General features: G+C 51.4%; 9 protein-coding genes and 3 tRNA genes. 6 read left to right on the top strand and 6 right to left on the bottom strand.

Annotation, left to right across the window (positions count from 1 at the left end):
- Positions 1-64: 64 nt before the first annotated feature.
- The 3 genes from ptrA (at position 65) to recD (ending at position 8,618) form a co-directional block, all read left to right on the top strand.
- The gene (ptrA, locus tag WBL83_RS06260) at positions 65-2,950 is read left to right on the top strand and encodes a pitrilysin (protein ID WP_424588337.1); all 2,886 of its coding nucleotides are present in this window, start codon (positions 65-67) and stop codon (positions 2,948-2,950) included.
- A 275-nt stretch (positions 2,951-3,225) separates the two neighbouring features.
- Positions 3,226-6,786 (top strand): exodeoxyribonuclease V subunit beta, encoded by a 3,561-nt coding sequence (recB, locus tag WBL83_RS06265; RefSeq protein ID WP_424588338.1) that lies wholly within the window; start codon positions 3,226-3,228, stop codon positions 6,784-6,786.
- The gene (gene recD / locus WBL83_RS06270; protein ID WP_424588339.1) at positions 6,783-8,618 is read left to right on the top strand and encodes an exodeoxyribonuclease V subunit alpha; all 1,836 of its coding nucleotides are present in this window, start codon (positions 6,783-6,785) and stop codon (positions 8,616-8,618) included. The genes recB and recD overlap by 4 nt, the downstream gene beginning before the upstream one ends.
- Before the next feature lie 127 nt (positions 8,619-8,745).
- Here recD and argA read toward each other — a convergent pair whose 3' ends face one another.
- Complete coding sequence (argA, locus tag WBL83_RS06275; RefSeq protein ID WP_424588340.1) at positions 8,746-10,077, bottom strand: amino-acid N-acetyltransferase; 1,332 nt, start codon at positions 10,075-10,077, stop codon at positions 8,746-8,748.
- Between the two features lie 234 nt (positions 10,078-10,311).
- Between argA and amiC the strand changes: the two genes are divergently transcribed.
- Entirely contained in the window at positions 10,312-11,568 is a 1,257-nt protein-coding gene (gene amiC / locus WBL83_RS06280) for an N-acetylmuramoyl-L-alanine amidase AmiC (protein ID WP_424588341.1), read from the top strand.
- Between the two features lie 142 nt (positions 11,569-11,710).
- Here the strand turns inward: amiC and WBL83_RS06285 are convergent.
- From WBL83_RS06285 to WBL83_RS06295, 3 genes are all read right to left on the bottom strand, one after another.
- Positions 11,711-11,787: transfer RNA gene (locus WBL83_RS06285), tRNA-Met, on the bottom strand.
- Between the two features lie 62 nt (positions 11,788-11,849).
- Positions 11,850-11,926, bottom strand: a tRNA-Met gene (locus WBL83_RS06290).
- 62 nt (positions 11,927-11,988) lie between these two features.
- A tRNA-Met gene (locus tag WBL83_RS06295) sits at positions 11,989-12,065 on the bottom strand.
- Between the two features lie 207 nt (positions 12,066-12,272).
- Here WBL83_RS06295 and mltA point away from each other — a divergent pair.
- On the top strand, positions 12,273-13,373 hold the full coding sequence (gene mltA, locus WBL83_RS06300) for a murein transglycosylase A (protein WP_424588342.1): 1,101 nt from the start codon (positions 12,273-12,275) through the stop codon (positions 13,371-13,373).
- A gap of 90 nt (positions 13,374-13,463) precedes the next feature.
- Complete coding sequence (gene tcdA / locus WBL83_RS06305; RefSeq protein WP_424588343.1) at positions 13,464-14,273, top strand: tRNA cyclic N6-threonylcarbamoyladenosine(37) synthase TcdA; 810 nt, start codon at positions 13,464-13,466, stop codon at positions 14,271-14,273.
- Here tcdA and csdE read toward each other — a convergent pair.
- Both csdE and csdA read right to left on the bottom strand, forming a co-directional pair.
- Positions 14,264-14,704 carry a cysteine desulfurase sulfur acceptor subunit CsdE gene (gene csdE / locus WBL83_RS06310; RefSeq protein WP_424588344.1) on the bottom strand — a complete coding sequence of 147 codons (441 nt, stop codon included), beginning with the start codon at positions 14,702-14,704 and terminating at the stop codon, positions 14,264-14,266. The two genes, tcdA and csdE, sit on opposite strands and share 10 nt — an antisense overlap.
- On the bottom strand, positions 14,705-15,910 hold the full coding sequence (csdA, locus tag WBL83_RS06315) for a cysteine desulfurase CsdA (RefSeq protein ID WP_424588345.1): 1,206 nt from the start codon (positions 15,908-15,910) through the stop codon (positions 14,705-14,707).
- Between the last annotated feature and the right edge of the window lie 73 nt (positions 15,911-15,983).

Below are 15,983 nucleotides of genomic sequence, written 5' to 3' on the forward strand. Positions count from 1 at the left end.
TACAGCAAGTTCTGCAACTTGAAGTCCTGTCGGTATAGGAGTTTCGTGATTATGAGGTTCGTGAATGCCTAAATGCAGCACCTGGTTGAAACCGCTTTTCTTGTTAGCCGCTCTTTGGGCACCATTAAGTCAGGCAGACACGGGTTGGCAACCCATCCAGGAAACTATCCGTAAAAGTGATAAAGACAATCGTCAGTATCAGGCCGTTCGTTTAGATAATGGTATGACTGTCTTGTTGGTTTCTGACCCGCAAGCTGTTAAGTCATTGTCTGCATTAGTGGTTCCGGTTGGATCGTTAGAAGATCCGGACGACCATCTTGGCCTGGCTCACTACCTTGAACATATGACGCTGATGGGTTCTAAAAAATATCCTGAACCGGATAGCCTGTCGGAGTTTCTCAAAAAGCATGGCGGGAGCCATAACGCGAGCACTGCAACCTACCGCACCGCGTTCTACCTTGAAGTGGAAAACGATGCACTGGAAGGCTCGGTTGACCGTTTGTCTGATGCTATCGCTGAGCCCAATCTCGCCCCTGAATATGCCGAACGTGAACGCAATGCAGTCAATGCGGAGCTGACCTTAGCCCGCGCCCGTGACGGTATGCGTATGGCGCAGGTCAGTGCAGAAACAATCAACCCAGCGCACCCTGGCTCACGTTTTTCGGGTGGTAACCTGGAAACTCTGCGCGACAAACCGGGCAGCAAGCTGTTGGATTCGCTGGTGGCTTTCCGTGATAAGTTCTATTCCGCAAACCTGATGAAAGCGGTGATCTACAGCAATAAACCTTTGCCTGAACTGGCAAAAATTGCAGTGGAAACTTATGGCCGGGTGCCGAATAAAAATATCGAAAAGCCGACCATTGACGTGCCCGTGGTGACTGACGCGCAAAAAGGCATCGTGATTCACTACGTGCCTGCATTGCCGCGCAAAGTGGTGCGTGTTGAATTCCGTATTGATAACAATAGCGATAAATTTCGCAGTAAAACGGATGAGTTGATTGGCTATTTGATTGGCAATCGTAGCAACGACACCCTTTCTGACTGGTTACAAAAACAAGGCCTTGCTGACAGCATTCGAGCTGACTCCGATCCCCTGGTTAATGGTAATAGCGGCGTGTTCGCCATTTCCGTGTCATTGACTGATAAAGGCCTCGCTCATCGTGACGAAGTCGTAGCGGCTATCTTCAGTTATTTGAATAAATTGCGTGAAAATGGGGTCGATAAAAGTTACTTCGATGAGCTCGCCCATGTGCTGGATCTCGACTTCCGTTATCCGTCCATTACCCGCAATATGGATTACGTTGAATGGTTAGCCGATACCATGCTGCGTGTGCCGGTCGAACATACTTTGGACTCAGTAAATATTGCTGATCAATACGATCCGGCAGCTATCAAAGCTCGACTGGATATGATGACGCCGCAAAATGCCCGCATTTGGTATATCAGCCCGAAAGAGCCACATAACAAAACGGCATATTTTGTTGATGCGCCTTATCAGGTAGATAAAATTACCCCGCAGATATTCAGTGACTGGCAGCAAAAAGCAGCGGCTATAAAGCTGGAATTGCCTCAGTTGAACCCGTACATTCCTGACGACTTTACGTTGGTTAAACCAGAGAAAAGCTATGCTCATCCTGAGCTATTGGTCAAAGAGCCGGGTTTACGCGTGCTGTATATGCCTAGCCACTATTTTGCCAGCGAACCTAAGGCCGATGTGACCATGGTGCTGCGTAATCCGCAGGCGATGGACAGTGCGAAAAATCAGGTGTTATTTGCTCTGAATGACTATCTGGCGGGTATTGCGCTGGATGAGTTAAGCAATCAGGCTTCTGTCGGAGGAATTGGTTTCTCCACCAATGCGAACAGTGGTTTGATGGTAAATGCCAATGGTTACACTCAACGTTTGCCGCAGTTGTTTGAAGCGTTGTTGAAGGGCTACTTCTCCTATACACCGACCCAGGAACAACTGGATCAGGCGAAGTCATGGTATGCCCAAATGATGGATTCGGCAGACAAAGGCAAAGCTTACGATCAGGCGATTATGCCTGTGCAAATGGTGTCACAGGTGCCTTATTTCCAACGCGAATTACGCCGTGCGCTATTGCCAGAACTGACCTTACAAGATGTGCTGAGTTACCGTGACGTGTTAAAAAACAATGCTAAACCTGAGTTTTTGGTGCTGGGTAATATGTCTCCTCAGCAGGCAAAAGATCTGGCGCATAATGTACAAAGCCAGCTTGGTACACAGGGCAATGAATGGTGCCGTAATAAAGATGTTCTGGTTGATAAACAACAGTTAGCGATGTTCGAAAAAACCGGCAGCAGTACGGACTCAGCCCTGGCAGCGGTTTATGTGCCGAAAGGTTTTGATGAAACCGTGAGTACCGCTTACAGCTCAATGTTAGGGCAAATTATCCAGCCGTGGTTCTACAACCAGTTACGTACTCAAGAGCAACTGGGTTATGCGGTATTTGCCTTCCCGATGTCGGTTGGGCGTCAGTGGGGGATTGGTTTCTTGCTGCAAAGCAACGATAAACAACCGGCCTATCTGTATGAACGCTTTAAGGCGTTCTACCCGACGGCTGAGCAAAAGCTTCGTAGCATGAGTGCAGAAGATTTTGCACAAATGCAGCAGGGGATGATCAGTGAAATTATGCAGGCGCCACAAACCTTGTCCCAGGAAGCTTCGCAGCTGAGCAAAGATTTCGATCGCGGAAACCTGGACTTTGATTCACGTGCTAAAGTCGTTGCCGAAATTAAAAAGCTGACGCCGCAAAAACTGGCTGATTTCTTCCATCAGGCTGTGATTGAACCGCAAGGAATGGCCGTTCTGTCGCAGGTTTCTGGTAGCAACAATGGCAAGGTTGACTACGCCGCGCCAGATGGGTGGAAAACCTGGAAGGAAGTCAGCGGTCTGCAACAATCGTTGCCGCTCGTAGATTCAAAGTGATAGCGCCAGTACACCTGCAACCGGGATATAACTGATTTATAGCCAATGGATCTCGAGTTGCAGGAAGGCGGCAAACGAGGGAATCCCGATGAGCTTACACAGGTAAGTGATTCGGGCGAATGACAGCAGCCAACAAACCTGCAACAAGGATATGGCGGATTTCAAGTTGCAGGAAGGCGGCAAACGAGGGAATCCCGATGAGCTTACACAGGTAAGTGATTCGGGTGAGCGAGAGCAGCCAACGCACCTGCAACTTGAAAGACAAAGGGTAAAAAATGACCGGAACTACGCAGCCTCTTGACCCCCTAAGTTTACCTTTGACAGGGGAGAGGCTGATTGAAGCCTCTGCCGGTACCGGAAAGACATTCACCATCGCAGCACTTTATTTACGCTTGCTGCTTGGGCTGGGAGGTGAAAATGCTCATCCTCGCCCGCTCTCCGTTGAAGAATTACTGGTCGTAACTTTTACTCAGGCAGCGACCGAAGAACTGCGTGGCCGCATTCGTGCCAACATTCATGAATTGCGCATTGCCTGCGTTCGCAACCGAACTGAAAATCCCCTGTTCCAAAGCTTGTTGGCGGAGATCCCCGATCTTCACCAGGCAGCCCGCATTTTGCGCCTTGCAGAACAGCAAATGGATGATGCGGCTATTTTTACCATCCATGGCTTTTGCCAAAGAATGCTCAGCCTGAACGCTTTTGAATCGGGCATGCTGTTTGAACAACAGCTTATAGAAGATGAATCGCTGTTACGCCGCCATGCTTGTGCCGATTTCTGGCGCCGCCATTGTTACCCTCTGCCGAAGCCGATAGCGCAAGTGATGGCCGAGCAATGGGCAGGGCCGGAAGAATTGCTCAGGGATATAAACAGCTGGCTGCAGGGTGAGCAGCCGGTCCTGAAGCAACCGCCTGCAGATGATGAAACGCTGCTCGCTCGCCATCAAAAGATCATTACAGCCATTGAGGATGTGAAAACGCAGTGGTGTGCCTGTGCGGATGATATTGCGCAAATTCTCAGTGAGGCCAAAATTGACCGCCGGAGTTATAGCAGTAAAAACTTACCTAACTGGCTGAATATTGTCGGTACCTGGGCGCAAACAGAAACCACGACTTATAAATTGCCAGAGCAGCTCGAGCGTTTCTCTCAATCGATGTTAGATGAGAAAACCAAAGAAGGTCAACCGCCGCAACACCCTGTTTTCAGAGCGATTAATGCGCTTCTGAGCGAACCGCTAACGCTGCGTGATTTGGTTATCGCCCGCGCAATGGCTGAAATCCGCTACACCGTGCAGCAGGAAAAACGTCGTCGTGGCGAACTGGGTTTCGACGATATGCTGACTCGTCTGGATGAAGCGCTGCATAAACCCGGTGGTGATGCGCTAGCTGCTGCCATTCGTGGCCGTTTCCCAGCGGCGATGATTGATGAATTCCAGGACACCGATCCGCAGCAATATCGAATTTTCAGACGTTTATATATCAATCAGCCTGACACCGCGCTGTTGCTTATCGGTGACCCAAAACAGGCGATTTACGCATTCCGTGGCGCGGATATTTTTACCTATATGAAAGCGCGTCATGAGGTAAGTGCCCACTACACGTTGGATACCAACTGGCGATCATCTCCAGGGATGATAAGCAGCGTCAATACGCTGTTCCAGCAACTGGATAATCCATTCTTATTCCAGCAAATTCCTTTCTTAGCAGTGAAAGCTGCGGCAAAAAATAACGGCCTGCGTTTTACCTTTAAAGGTAAAAGTCAGGCGGCGATGACATTCTGGACACAGTCGGGCGATGGTTGTGGAGTGAGTGATTACCAACAAACTATGGCCATGCAGTGCGCACAGCAGATTCGCGACTGGTTGAGTGCCGGACAGCGCGGCGACGCTTTACTGTGGAAAGGCGAAACATCGCGGCCGGTAAAGTCGTCTGACATTACCATTCTGGTGCGCAGCCGTGGTGAGGCTTCTATTGTGCGCGAAGCCCTGGCGAGCCTGAACATTCCGTCCGTGTATCTTTCAAACCGTGACTCGGTGTTTGCCACGCCGGAAGCGCGAGAAATATTGTGGATTTTGCAGGCGGTGCTGGCACCGGAAATTGAAACCGCACTGCGCAGTGCAGTCGCGACCAGTATGTTGGGTCTTGATGCCCGCATGATTGAAGCACTTAACGAAGATGAAAATGCCTGGGATCAACTGGTCGAAGAGTTTTCAGAATATCGAAATACCTGGCTGCGACGGGGTGTGATGCCGATGCTGCGAGCACTTATTGCCCGCCGCCAGATAGCTGAAAACTTGCTGGCAACACCGGGTGGTGAGCGCCGTCTGACCGATATTCTGCACATCAGTGAACTGCTACAAGAAGAAGCGTCGCAGACTGACAGCGAACATGCTTTGGTCCGATGGTTGGCGCAGCAAGTTGCCGAACCTGACAGCAACGCGTTTAGCCAACAATTACGCCTCGAAAGTGACAGGCATCTGGTACAGGTGGTCACTATTCACAAATCAAAAGGGCTCGAATACCCGCTGGTTTGGCTGCCGTTCATCGCTAACTATCGTGCGCAAAGCAGCGGCTTATACCACGACCGCTCGACATACTCACCGTTGCTGGATTTAAGCGACGACGCGGAGAGTCTAAGCCTCGCAGAAGAAGAGCGTTTGGCGGAAGATTTACGTCTGCTGTATGTCGCTCTGACGCGTTCTATTTGGCATTGCAGTATTGGCGTGGCGCCGTTATTTAAAGGCAACCGTGCCAAAAAAGGGGCCAGCGACCTGCATCTCGGGGCATTGGGTTATCTGCTGCAAAAAGGTGAAGCGAAAGATGCAGCGGGACTACAGTCTTGCTTAACGCAGCTGGCGAGCGAGTCGATAAATATCAAAGAAGCTCATTCTGATGATTTCACCCCATGGCAGCCGGTGAGTGCTGAACTCCCGCAACTGAGCGCCCGGGTGATGAAACGCCAGGTGGCTGATAACTGGCGCGTGACCAGTTATTCTGGTTTGCAACAGCACGGCAGCAGCCTCGCACAGGATTTGTTGCCGCGCCTCGATGTGGATGCCGCAGGCGTGGCTCCCGTACAAAGTGAGTCATTACTTACTCCGCACACCTTCCCGCGTGGGGCCGGACCGGGCACCTTCCTCCATAGCTTATTTGAAGGCATTGATTTTACGCAGCCAGTTAACGATGTCTGGATTGCCGAACAACTGGCGGCACCTGGCTTTGGCGAGGAGTGGCAGCCGATATTAAGCGAATGGCTGAACACCATTTTGCAGGCACCATTAAATGAAACCGGCGTGTCCCTGAGCCAGTTAACACCGAAGGAAAAACAGGTCGAGCTGGAGTTTTATCTGCCGATTGAGAGTGATTTACAGGCCGTGCAACTGGACAAGCTGGTGCGTGAATATGATCCATTATCGTCAGGTTGCCCGCCTTTAAACTTCAAACAAGTCCGCGGCATGCTGAAAGGCTTTATCGACCTGGTGTTCCGCTGGGAAGGGCGTTATTACCTGCTGGATTACAAGTCGAACTGGCTAGGCGAAGACAGCAGCGCTTACACCCAGGAAGCCATGGCGATGGCGATGCAATCTCATCGTTATGACCTTCAATATCAGCTATATACGTTGGCGCTGCACCGCTATTTACGTCATCGCATTGCGGATTATGGCTACCAGACTCACTTCGGCGGTGTTATCTACCTGTTCTTACGCGGCGTTGAATCTAACGGCTCGTCCCAGGGAATATTTGCCACGCGTCCGGATGAACAGTTAATTGCACAAATGGATGCACTTTTTGCGGTGAAAACGACTGTTGCGGAACAAAAGGATGAGGTTGCGCCATGAAAATGTCTGAGCTGTTACAGCAAGCGGTCGAGCAGAAGTTAATGCGATCTCTCGATGCGCAATTCGCCATGATGATTGCCGGTGATGACCAACCTGCCGTGATGCTGGCGGCGGCGCTTGTCAGCCATGATGCTGGTGAAGGCCATGTGTGCCTGCCTCTTTCACGTTTAACGCGCGAATTCTGCTTTGACGGTCGGCAGCCTGATTTGGCGGAACAGTTGTTTGTGCAGGCCAAAGCAGAGTCCGGCTGGCGCGAAGTACTGCAGGCTTCAGAGGCGGTGAGTGAGTACGAAGGTGCCACGCCGTTAAAGCTGATTGGCGAACGGTTGTATCTCAATCGGATGTGGCAAAACGAACTGTTGGTTGCGCAGTTTTTTGGTGAGGAAAATTGCGCGATAGCTCTCGACGAAGCGCAGGTTATCAGCGTTCTCAATCAGCTTTTTGAACCGATGGCGGATACCGACTGGCAAAAAGTGGCGGCTGCTGTCGCGCTAACGCGACGGATTTCGGTGATTTCCGGAGGCCCCGGCACTGGCAAAACGACGACGGTGGCGAAGTTGCTCGCAGCCCTGGTTCAGCTCACCAGTACCACGCCTTTGCGCATTCAACTGGCGGCTCCGACGGGTAAAGCCGCGGCGCGATTAACGGAATCACTGGGTTCAGCGTTACGCCGTTTGCCGCTGGATGATGCGCAGAAAGCCGCACTGCCGAACGACGCCTGCACCTTGCACCGTTTATTGGGCGCACAACCAAATAGCCAGCGCCTGCGTTATCACGCCGGAAATCCGTTGCATCTTGATGTGCTGGTGGTGGATGAAGCCTCAATGGTCGACTTACCGATGATGGCTAAGTTGATTAACGCCTTGCCGCCACATGCGCGGGTTATTTTCCTCGGGGATCGCGATCAACTGGCATCCGTGGAAGCAGGTGCGGTACTGGGGGATATTTGCTACTACGTTACACATGGCTATCCACCTGTAAGAGCGGCGGAGTTAAGTCGACTGACCGGCTACTCACTGCCTGCAGGGGAGGGAAGCCTGGCGAGCGTGCTGCGCGATGGGCTCTGTTTGCTGCAAAAAAGCTACCGCTTTGATAGCAAGTCCGGTATCGGGCAATTGGCATTTGCCGTCAACGCCAGCGATGTGAAACAGGCCAAAGAGGTCTTTTCCAAAGGCTTTGGCGATATTTCAAAGCAGCCACTGCGTGAGACTGAAGATTACGCGTTGATGATTGCCGATGCGGTGGAAGGATATCGGCCATATCTGGAGCTCATACGCCAAAATGCAGAACCCGCCGCGATCCTTGACGCCTTCGGGCGCTATCAGTTGTTATGCGCACTGCGAGATGGCCCGTTTGGTGTTAGTGGTCTGAATAACCGCATCGAGCAGGCGCTGGTTCAAAAACGATTGATTGAGCGACCAAACCCGACGGTCTCGCGATGGTATAACGGCAGACCAATAATGATTTCCCGTAACGACAGTTCGCTGGGATTGTTCAACGGGGATATTGGTATTGCGTTGGATAGAGGTGAGGGGCTGCGCGTCTGGTTCCCGATGCCTGATGGCACCATCAAGTCTGTACAACCGAGTCGTTTACCCGGGCATGACACCGCCTATGCGATGACAGTGCATAAATCCCAGGGCTCGGAATTTGAGCATGCGGCTCTGGTTCTGCCAAATCAATATACGGCTGTAGTGACGCGCGAACTGGTTTATACCGCGATCACACGTGCTCGCAGTCAGTTGTCTTTATATGCCGATGATCGAGTACTGGAAAAGGCGATAACCACGAAAACGGAGCGACGTAGCGGGTTAATGGAAAGTTTTAACTAGCCCCAAAGGTGCAACCAGGGTCGATGAACGGGTTTTGTAGGGTGGATAAGCGAAGCGTCATCCACCAATTTTAGCCAGTATTGTCGGATGACGCTTCGCTTATCCGACCTACGAAGGGAGTTTGAGATTACGCTAAATCTGCCATCAGCACTTTTGAGCGGCGCTGATAGTTGTACATCTCTTTTTTGCTTTCTGGCAGCAGCTCGACATCGACCGGCATAAAGCCACGTTCCTGGAACCAGTGAATGCTACGAGTGGTCAGGACAAACAGCTTACTGAGCCCCATCTGCCGGGCCTGGGTGGCAATGCGTTGCAGCAAGACTTCACCGCGTGATGAACTGCGATAATCAGGATGCACCGCAACACAGGCCATTTCACCAATCCCTTCTTCCTGGAACGGATAGAGTGCTGCACAAGCGATGGTCAGATTGTCGCGCTGGATAATGGTGAACTTATCGATCTCCATCTCCAGTTGCTCGCGCGAGCGACGCACCAGAATCCCTTGCTGCTCCAGCGGACGAATGAGTTCCAGAATGCCGCCGATATCGTTAATCGTCGCGCGGCGAATTTGCTCCGCACTCTCCATCACGATTTGCGTACCGATACCATCTCGAGAGAACAACTCCTGCAATAGCGCACCATCTTCTTGATAGCTGATCAAATGGCTACGCCGCACGCCGCTACGGCAGGCTTTAACTGCGCCGCGCAGAAAACGCACGGTGCCAGAATGGTAATCACCGGCTTCTTCCAGCTCTTCAATGCGTTTTTGTGCATCGTTAGGGAAGAGTTCTGACACGATATTGCCGTTATCGTCGATAACGCCCTGTGAAGAGCAGAAACCAATCATTTTTTCGGCTTTGAGTTTGACGGCCAGTTGCGTGGCAATTTCTTCAGAGGTGAGATTGAAGCTTTCACCTGTGACGGAAACAGCAACCGGGCCCATCAAGACAATCGCCCCGTTATCCAGCTGGCGATGAATGGCTTCTTCGTCGATACGACGAACACGACCACTGTGGCAATAATCCACACCATCATCCACGCCCAACGGCTGCGCGATAATAAAGTTACCGCTGACGACGTTGATATGCGCCCCTTGCAACGGAGTGTTGCCAAGGCTCATGGACAAACGTGCAGTAATATCCAGCTGTAATAAACCGGCGGCCTGTTTAACCAGCTCCAGGGTTTTTGCATCGGTGACACGCGTATGTTTGTGATAGAGAGGTTCATGATTATGCGAAGCCAGATTGGCATCAATCTGCGGGCGCGCGCCATACACTACCACCAGACGAATCCCCAGGCTGTGCAACAGCCCAATATCGTTAACGATACTGGAAAAGTTCTCGTGTTCAATGGCTTCGCCGCCAAGCATAATGACAAACGTTTTTCCCCGATGGGCATTTATATAGGGAACAGAATGGCGGAATCCCTGTACCAGTTCGGTTCTACGTTCCTTCACCACGGCAAGCCCTCATTGCATGATTATTCGTAATTTCTGTATTTTTATTCTTTTATTGCTCCAGGTGCAAGCAGCAATTGCCACAAAGCAGAAATTTCTGTGTCCCTGTCGCCAGGTACTTGATTGCGAATGTTTACCCTTTTATGAGTGACAGCCTCAGCCTGATTCGCTAAAGTTTTCGGCTCAAAAAATAAAATTGGTTATTCGGTTCACGGAAACACACCGCTCAGGAGAGCTATGTCAGATTCCCGTTCATTAATTAGTCGTCGCCGTTTACTAAAGGGCGTAGGCGCTATGTGGCTACTCAGTGTAAGCCAGGTTGGCTTTGCAGCCTCAAGCCTGGTGGTTGCGGTACGTGTCTGGCCCGCATCGTCTTACACCCGAGTCACGCTGGAATCGAACCGGGAGCTTAAATACCGACAGTTTGCATTAAGCAATCCTGACAGGGTGGTTGTCGACATAGAAGGTGTGAATTTAAATTCAGTATTGAAAGGCATCGGTGGTCAGATTCGTGGTGACGATCCTTTCATTAAGTCGGCGCGTGTGGGTCAGTTTGATCCGCAAACGGTGCGCATGGTTTTCGAGCTTAAGCAGAACGTCACGCCACATCTGTTTGCCCTGGCTCCGGTTGCTGAATTCAAAGAACGTCTGGTGATGGATCTCTATCCGGCCAATATGAACAGCGAGCAAGATCCGCTGCTGGCCTTGTTGGAAGATTATAACAACGGAAAGTTGGACAAAGACACGCCTTCATCCCCGGAACAAGGGCCGAAACCGGGTAAAGCAGGGCGCGACAGACCGATTGTCATCATGTTAGATCCTGGCCACGGCGGGGAAGATCCCGGTGCGATTGGGCCGAACAAGACGCGTGAAAAAGACATTGTGTTGCAAATCGCCCGTCGTCTGAAAGCGCTGATTGATAAAGAAGCGAACATGAAAGCCTATATGACGCGCAACGAGGATGTGTTTATCCCGTTAAAAGTCAGGGTGGCAAAAGCGCAGAAGCAACGTGCTGATTTGTTTGTTTCTATTCATGCGGATGCCTTTACTTCGGGTGCGGCGCGTGGCTCTTCAGTTTTTGCGCTCTCAACCAAAGGTGCGACCAGTACCGCTGCAAAATTCCTTGCCCAAACTCAGAACGCCGCCGACTTAATCGGTGGGGTGAATAAGAGCGGCGACCGCTATCTCGACCATACAATGTTCGATATGGTCCAGTCATTGACCATCAACGATAGCCTGAAATTCGGCAAAGAAGTGCTAACCCGATTAGGACGCGTCAATAAACTGCATAAAAACAGCGTCGATCAGGCGGGGTTTGCAGTGTTGAAAGCGCCAGATATTCCATCGATTTTGGTGGAAACGGCATTCTTAAGTAACGTTGAAGAAGAGCGAAAGCTGCGTACCGCGACTTTCCAGCAGGAAGTGGCAGAGTCGATTCTGGCAGGTATTCGGGCTTATTTTGCGGATAGTTCGCGCTTAGCACGACGCGGTTAGGTTAGAGCCTGTTTATTGTCGGATGACGCTTGCGCTTATCCGACAATAAACAGCATTTCGTGGGGGATAAGCGTAAGCGTCATCCACCCAATAACGCGAATTTCAGATACAAAAAAAGCACCTGTAAAGGTGCTTTAAATGTTGGTTGCGGGGGCCGGATTTGAACCGACGACCTTCGGGTTATGAGCCCGACGAGCTACCAGGCTGCTCCACCCCGCGTCCGTAAACTTCTTTGGTACCCAAATGATTTTCATCATTGCGCGAATAATCAGCGACTTAGTTGGTTGCGGGGGCCAGATTTGAACTGACGACCTTCGGGTTATGAGCCCGACGAGCTACCAGGCTGCTCCACCCCGCGTCCGTATAACTATTTTCTGCTAATGATTTTCATCACCGCGCTACTATCAGCGACTTTTTAATTGGTTGCGGGGGCCAGATTTGAACTGACGACCTTCGGGTTATGAGCCCGACGAGCTACCAGGCTGCTCCACCCCGCGTCCGTGGAAGCGCACTATACTCTGCTCGGCTTTTGATGCAACCCTTTTTTTAAAAAATACCCGATTTGTCTCATCTAATTGATAATAATTTAATTTAAGGTCAAATAGTGAACACATCTGGCTGCCAGGCGGCGCAACTCGTTTAATTCTTGCTGTGTGTTTGCTATCTTCCCGTGCGTGAAGCGGCATAAACAGGGCGAGGAAGTGATGATAGGACGTTGGACTAAGTACATTGTAACAGGAGTGATGGTTGCCATTCTGGCTGGCTGTTCCTCGAAACCGACAAATAAAGGTCAGCAATATAAAGACGGGAAGTTTACCCAGCCTTTCTCCCTCGTAAACCAACCGGATGCGGTAGGGGCCCCGATTAACGGTGGTGACTTTGCTGAGCAAGTTAACCAGATTCGTTCCGCATCTCCTCGCCTCTATAATAGTAAGAGTGATGTTTACGGTGCCGTTCAGCAATGGCTGCAAGCCGGTGGCGACACCAGCAAGCTGAGCCAGTACGGTATCGACGCCTGGCAGATGGAAGGTGCCGACAACTACGGTAACGTGCAATTCACGGGCTACTACACGCCGGTGGTGCAGGCGCGTTATACCCGTCAGGGTGAGTTCCAGTATCCTATTTACCGCATGCCGCCAAAACGCGGGCGTTTACCGTCCCGTGCTGAAATCTACAGTGGCGCACTAAGCGACAACTACATTATTGCTTACAGCAACTCCTTAATGGATAACTTCATTATGGATGTCCAGGGCAGCGGCTATATCGACTTCGGTGATGGCCAGCCGTTAACCTTCTTTGGTTATGCAGGGAAGAACGGCCACGCTTATCGCAGTATCGGCAAAGTGCTTATCGACCGCGGAGAAGTGAAGAAAGAAGATATGTCGATGCAGGCGATTCGTCACTGGGGTGAAACTCACACCCAGGCCGAAGTGCAGGAGCTGCTTGAGCAGAATCCATCTTTCGTCTTCTTTAAACCTGCCAGCTTCGCGCCAGTGAAAGGTGCGAGCGCCGTGCCGTTAATTGGCCGTGCTTCTGTGGCTTCCGACCGTTCTATTATTCCCGCAGGCACCACCATTCTGGCTGAAGTCCCGTTACTGGATAACAATGGGAAATTCAGTGGGCAATATGAATTGCGTGTCATGGTGGCGTTAGATGTGGGTGGCGCGATTAAAGGCCAGCACTTCGACATTTACCAGGGTATTGGAGCTGATGCCGGTCACCGTGCGGGTTGGTATAATCACTATGGCCGCGTTTGGGTGCTGAAAAACGCACCAGGCACCACTAACAGCGTATTTACTGGTTAATCCCTCCTGTTTCCCCTCTGCGGGCTGTATAATCAGCCCGCAAGCTCATCCTAATTCAGTACCCGCAAAGATTTTTCCGAGGATAACGTCATGTCTGTAGTTCTCTCTGATGCCTGGCTGCAACGCTTTGGTGGCACAGCTCGTTTGTACGGTCGCGATGCTCTGCAGCTGTTTGCTGATGCGCATGTGTGCGTGATTGGCATTGGTGGCGTGGGCTCATGGGCCGCAGAAGCGTTGGCACGTACCGGAATCGGCGCAATTACGCTTATCGATATGGATGATGTTTGCGTGACCAACACCAACCGTCAGATTCACGCGTTGCGCGATAACGTCGGCCAGGCCAAGACCGAAGTGATGGCGACCCGTATTCGGGAAATTAATCCAGAATGTCGCGTCACCGTGGTGGATGACTTTATTACTGCGGAAAATACGGCGGAACTGCTTAATCAAGGTTTTACCTACGTTATTGATGCCATTGATAGCGTGCGCCCTAAAGCGGCACTGATTGCCTATTGCCGACGCTACAAGATCCCGCTGGTCACAACCGGTGGCGCGGGCGGTCAAATCGATCCGACGCAGATTCAGGTTGTCGATCTGGCAAAGACCATTCAGGATCCCCTGGCAGCGAAACTGCGCGAAAGACTTAAAAGTGATTTTGGCGTGGTGAAGAACAGCAAAGGTAAGCTCGGCGTGGACTGCGTGTTTTCCACCGAAGCGTTAGTTTACCCGCAGGCAGATGGTTCGGTATGTGCGATGAAAAGTACCGCCGATGGCCCAAAACGTATGGATTGTGCATCCGGTTTTGGTGCGGCAACCATGGTCACCGCCAGCTTTGGTTTTGTGGCAGTGTCCCATGTATTAAAGAAAATGATGGCAAAAGCGGCGCGTAATCAGGCTTGAGCCGCCATGCGAACGGCTTGCGCTAATGCCGCAAGCCCGCTACTGCGCGATGCACTTAATTGATTGCGCAACCCTAAATCATCAAACAGGGCGAGCGGGTCTTCATTGAGCAACTGTTCAGCCGTTTTCCCTTCGATGGCGGTCAGTAACACCGCCAGCAAACCGCGAACAATGCGTCCTTCACTGTCCCCATAGAAATGCAGCGTGCCATTGGTTTGCAGACTATGACCCAACCAGACACGGTTTTCGCACCCTGCAATTTCTATCTCATCACGTTTGAGATCCGCAGGAAGTGCCGGAAGTTGCTTCCCCAAAAGGATCAACTGACGGTATTTGTCTTCCCACTGCTGCAACGGGGCAAACGTGCTGCGCAAATTGTCGGCGGTGATAGAGGTCCCGAAGGGGTGGCCGGCTAAAAATCCACTTGTCATTTAATCCACCAGAATGTCCAGAGCGTTATCGATAGCTTTGATCAGCGCATCGACATCACTCTGTGTATTGTACGGGGCAAAAGAGGCACGCAATGTCCCCGCGACGCCAAGGGCCGCCAGCAACGGTTGTGCGCAGTGTTGACCGGCGCGCAGTGAAATGCCTGATTCAGCCAACAGCGTAACCATGTCGTTGTGGTGAACGCCTTTGAAATCAAACGCCAACAGGCTTGAGTCCTGGCAGCGGAAACTACGAAAACCAGGGCGTTTTGCCAGTTCAGCTTCCGCAAGCGTCGCAAGCCCACGGCTGTAAGTTTCAGCCTCAGTCAAATCCACGGTCTCCAGCCACTCAAGTGCCGCGCTCAGGCCAATAACGCCTGCAACGTTTGGCGTACCCGCTTCAAAGCGATACGGTACCGGCTGCGTTTTGAACCCTTCGAATGAGACATGCGTAATCATTTTGCCGCCGCCTAACCATGGCGACATCTCTTCTAGCAGTTCAGTTTTACCGTAGAGTGCCCCGATTCCGGTTGGGCCATACAGTTTGTGAGCTGAAAAAGCATAAAAATCAATATCCAACGCCTGCACGTCCGGTGGGCAATGTACGACACCTTGCGCGCCATCAACCATTACAATCGCGCCAGCTTCGTGGGCAAGCGTAATCGCTTTGGCGAGATCCGGGCAACCACCTGTAACATTAGACATTTGCCCCAGAGCCAGGATTTTAGTGCGTGCGTTGAGTAACTCAGGCAGTTTGCTGAGATCGGCGAGGTAATTTTTACCCAGTGGCAATTTAATAACTTTCGCACCCGTCTGTTCAGCGACCATCAACCACGGCACGAAATTCGCGTGGTGTTCTGCTTCGCTAACAATAATTTCATCGCCTGGCTGCAGGCGAGGGCGCGCGTAACACTGAGCAACCAGATTAATGGCTTCGGTGGTACCACGCGTCCAGACGATATCTTTGCCGGAAGGGGCGTTCACCAGAGTCGCCACGCTGTCACGAGCCGCTTCATAACGCTCTGTAAGTCGCTGTGCCTCGGCAAATTGACTGCGATGAACATTGCCCGCGCTCAGGCTATAAAACTGCTGAGTCGCTTCAATGACTGCGCGAGGTTTCAGTGTAGTTGCGGCACTGTCGAGATAGACACCAGCATCAGCCAACGCGGGAAACAGGCTGCGAAAACTGGCGGGATTAAATGTTTTCATGATTTTCCTCGTATCACTATGAGGTGATCGTCGCGCATTTGTCTTAATCACACAAGGGATCAATAACCTTCGG

This window comes from Buttiauxella sp. (genome assembly GCF_049686335.1).
GTDB lineage: Bacteria > Pseudomonadota > Gammaproteobacteria > Enterobacterales > Enterobacteriaceae > Buttiauxella.

What these genes read in the sequence shown, in the direction of transcription:
- ptrA (WP_424588337.1), top strand. Translation starts at nt 65, where the DNA reads ATGCCTAAATGCAGCACCTGGTTGAAACCGCTTTTCTTGTTAGCCGCT.
- recB (WP_424588338.1), top strand. Translation starts at nt 3,226, where the DNA reads ATGACCGGAACTACGCAGCCTCTTGACCCCCTAAGTTTACCTTTGACA.
- recD (WP_424588339.1), top strand. Translation starts at nt 6,783, where the DNA reads ATGAAAATGTCTGAGCTGTTACAGCAAGCGGTCGAGCAGAAGTTAATG.
- amiC (WP_424588341.1), top strand. Translation starts at nt 10,312, where the DNA reads ATGTCAGATTCCCGTTCATTAATTAGTCGTCGCCGTTTACTAAAGGGC.
- mltA (WP_424588342.1), top strand. Translation starts at nt 12,273, where the DNA reads ATGATAGGACGTTGGACTAAGTACATTGTAACAGGAGTGATGGTTGCC.
- tcdA (WP_424588343.1), top strand. Translation starts at nt 13,464, where the DNA reads ATGTCTGTAGTTCTCTCTGATGCCTGGCTGCAACGCTTTGGTGGCACA.
- csdE (WP_424588344.1), bottom strand. Translation starts at nt 14,704, where the DNA reads ATGACAAGTGGATTTTTAGCCGGCCACCCCTTCGGGACCTCTATCACC.
- csdA (WP_424588345.1), bottom strand. Translation starts at nt 15,910, where the DNA reads ATGAAAACATTTAATCCCGCCAGTTTTCGCAGCCTGTTTCCCGCGTTG.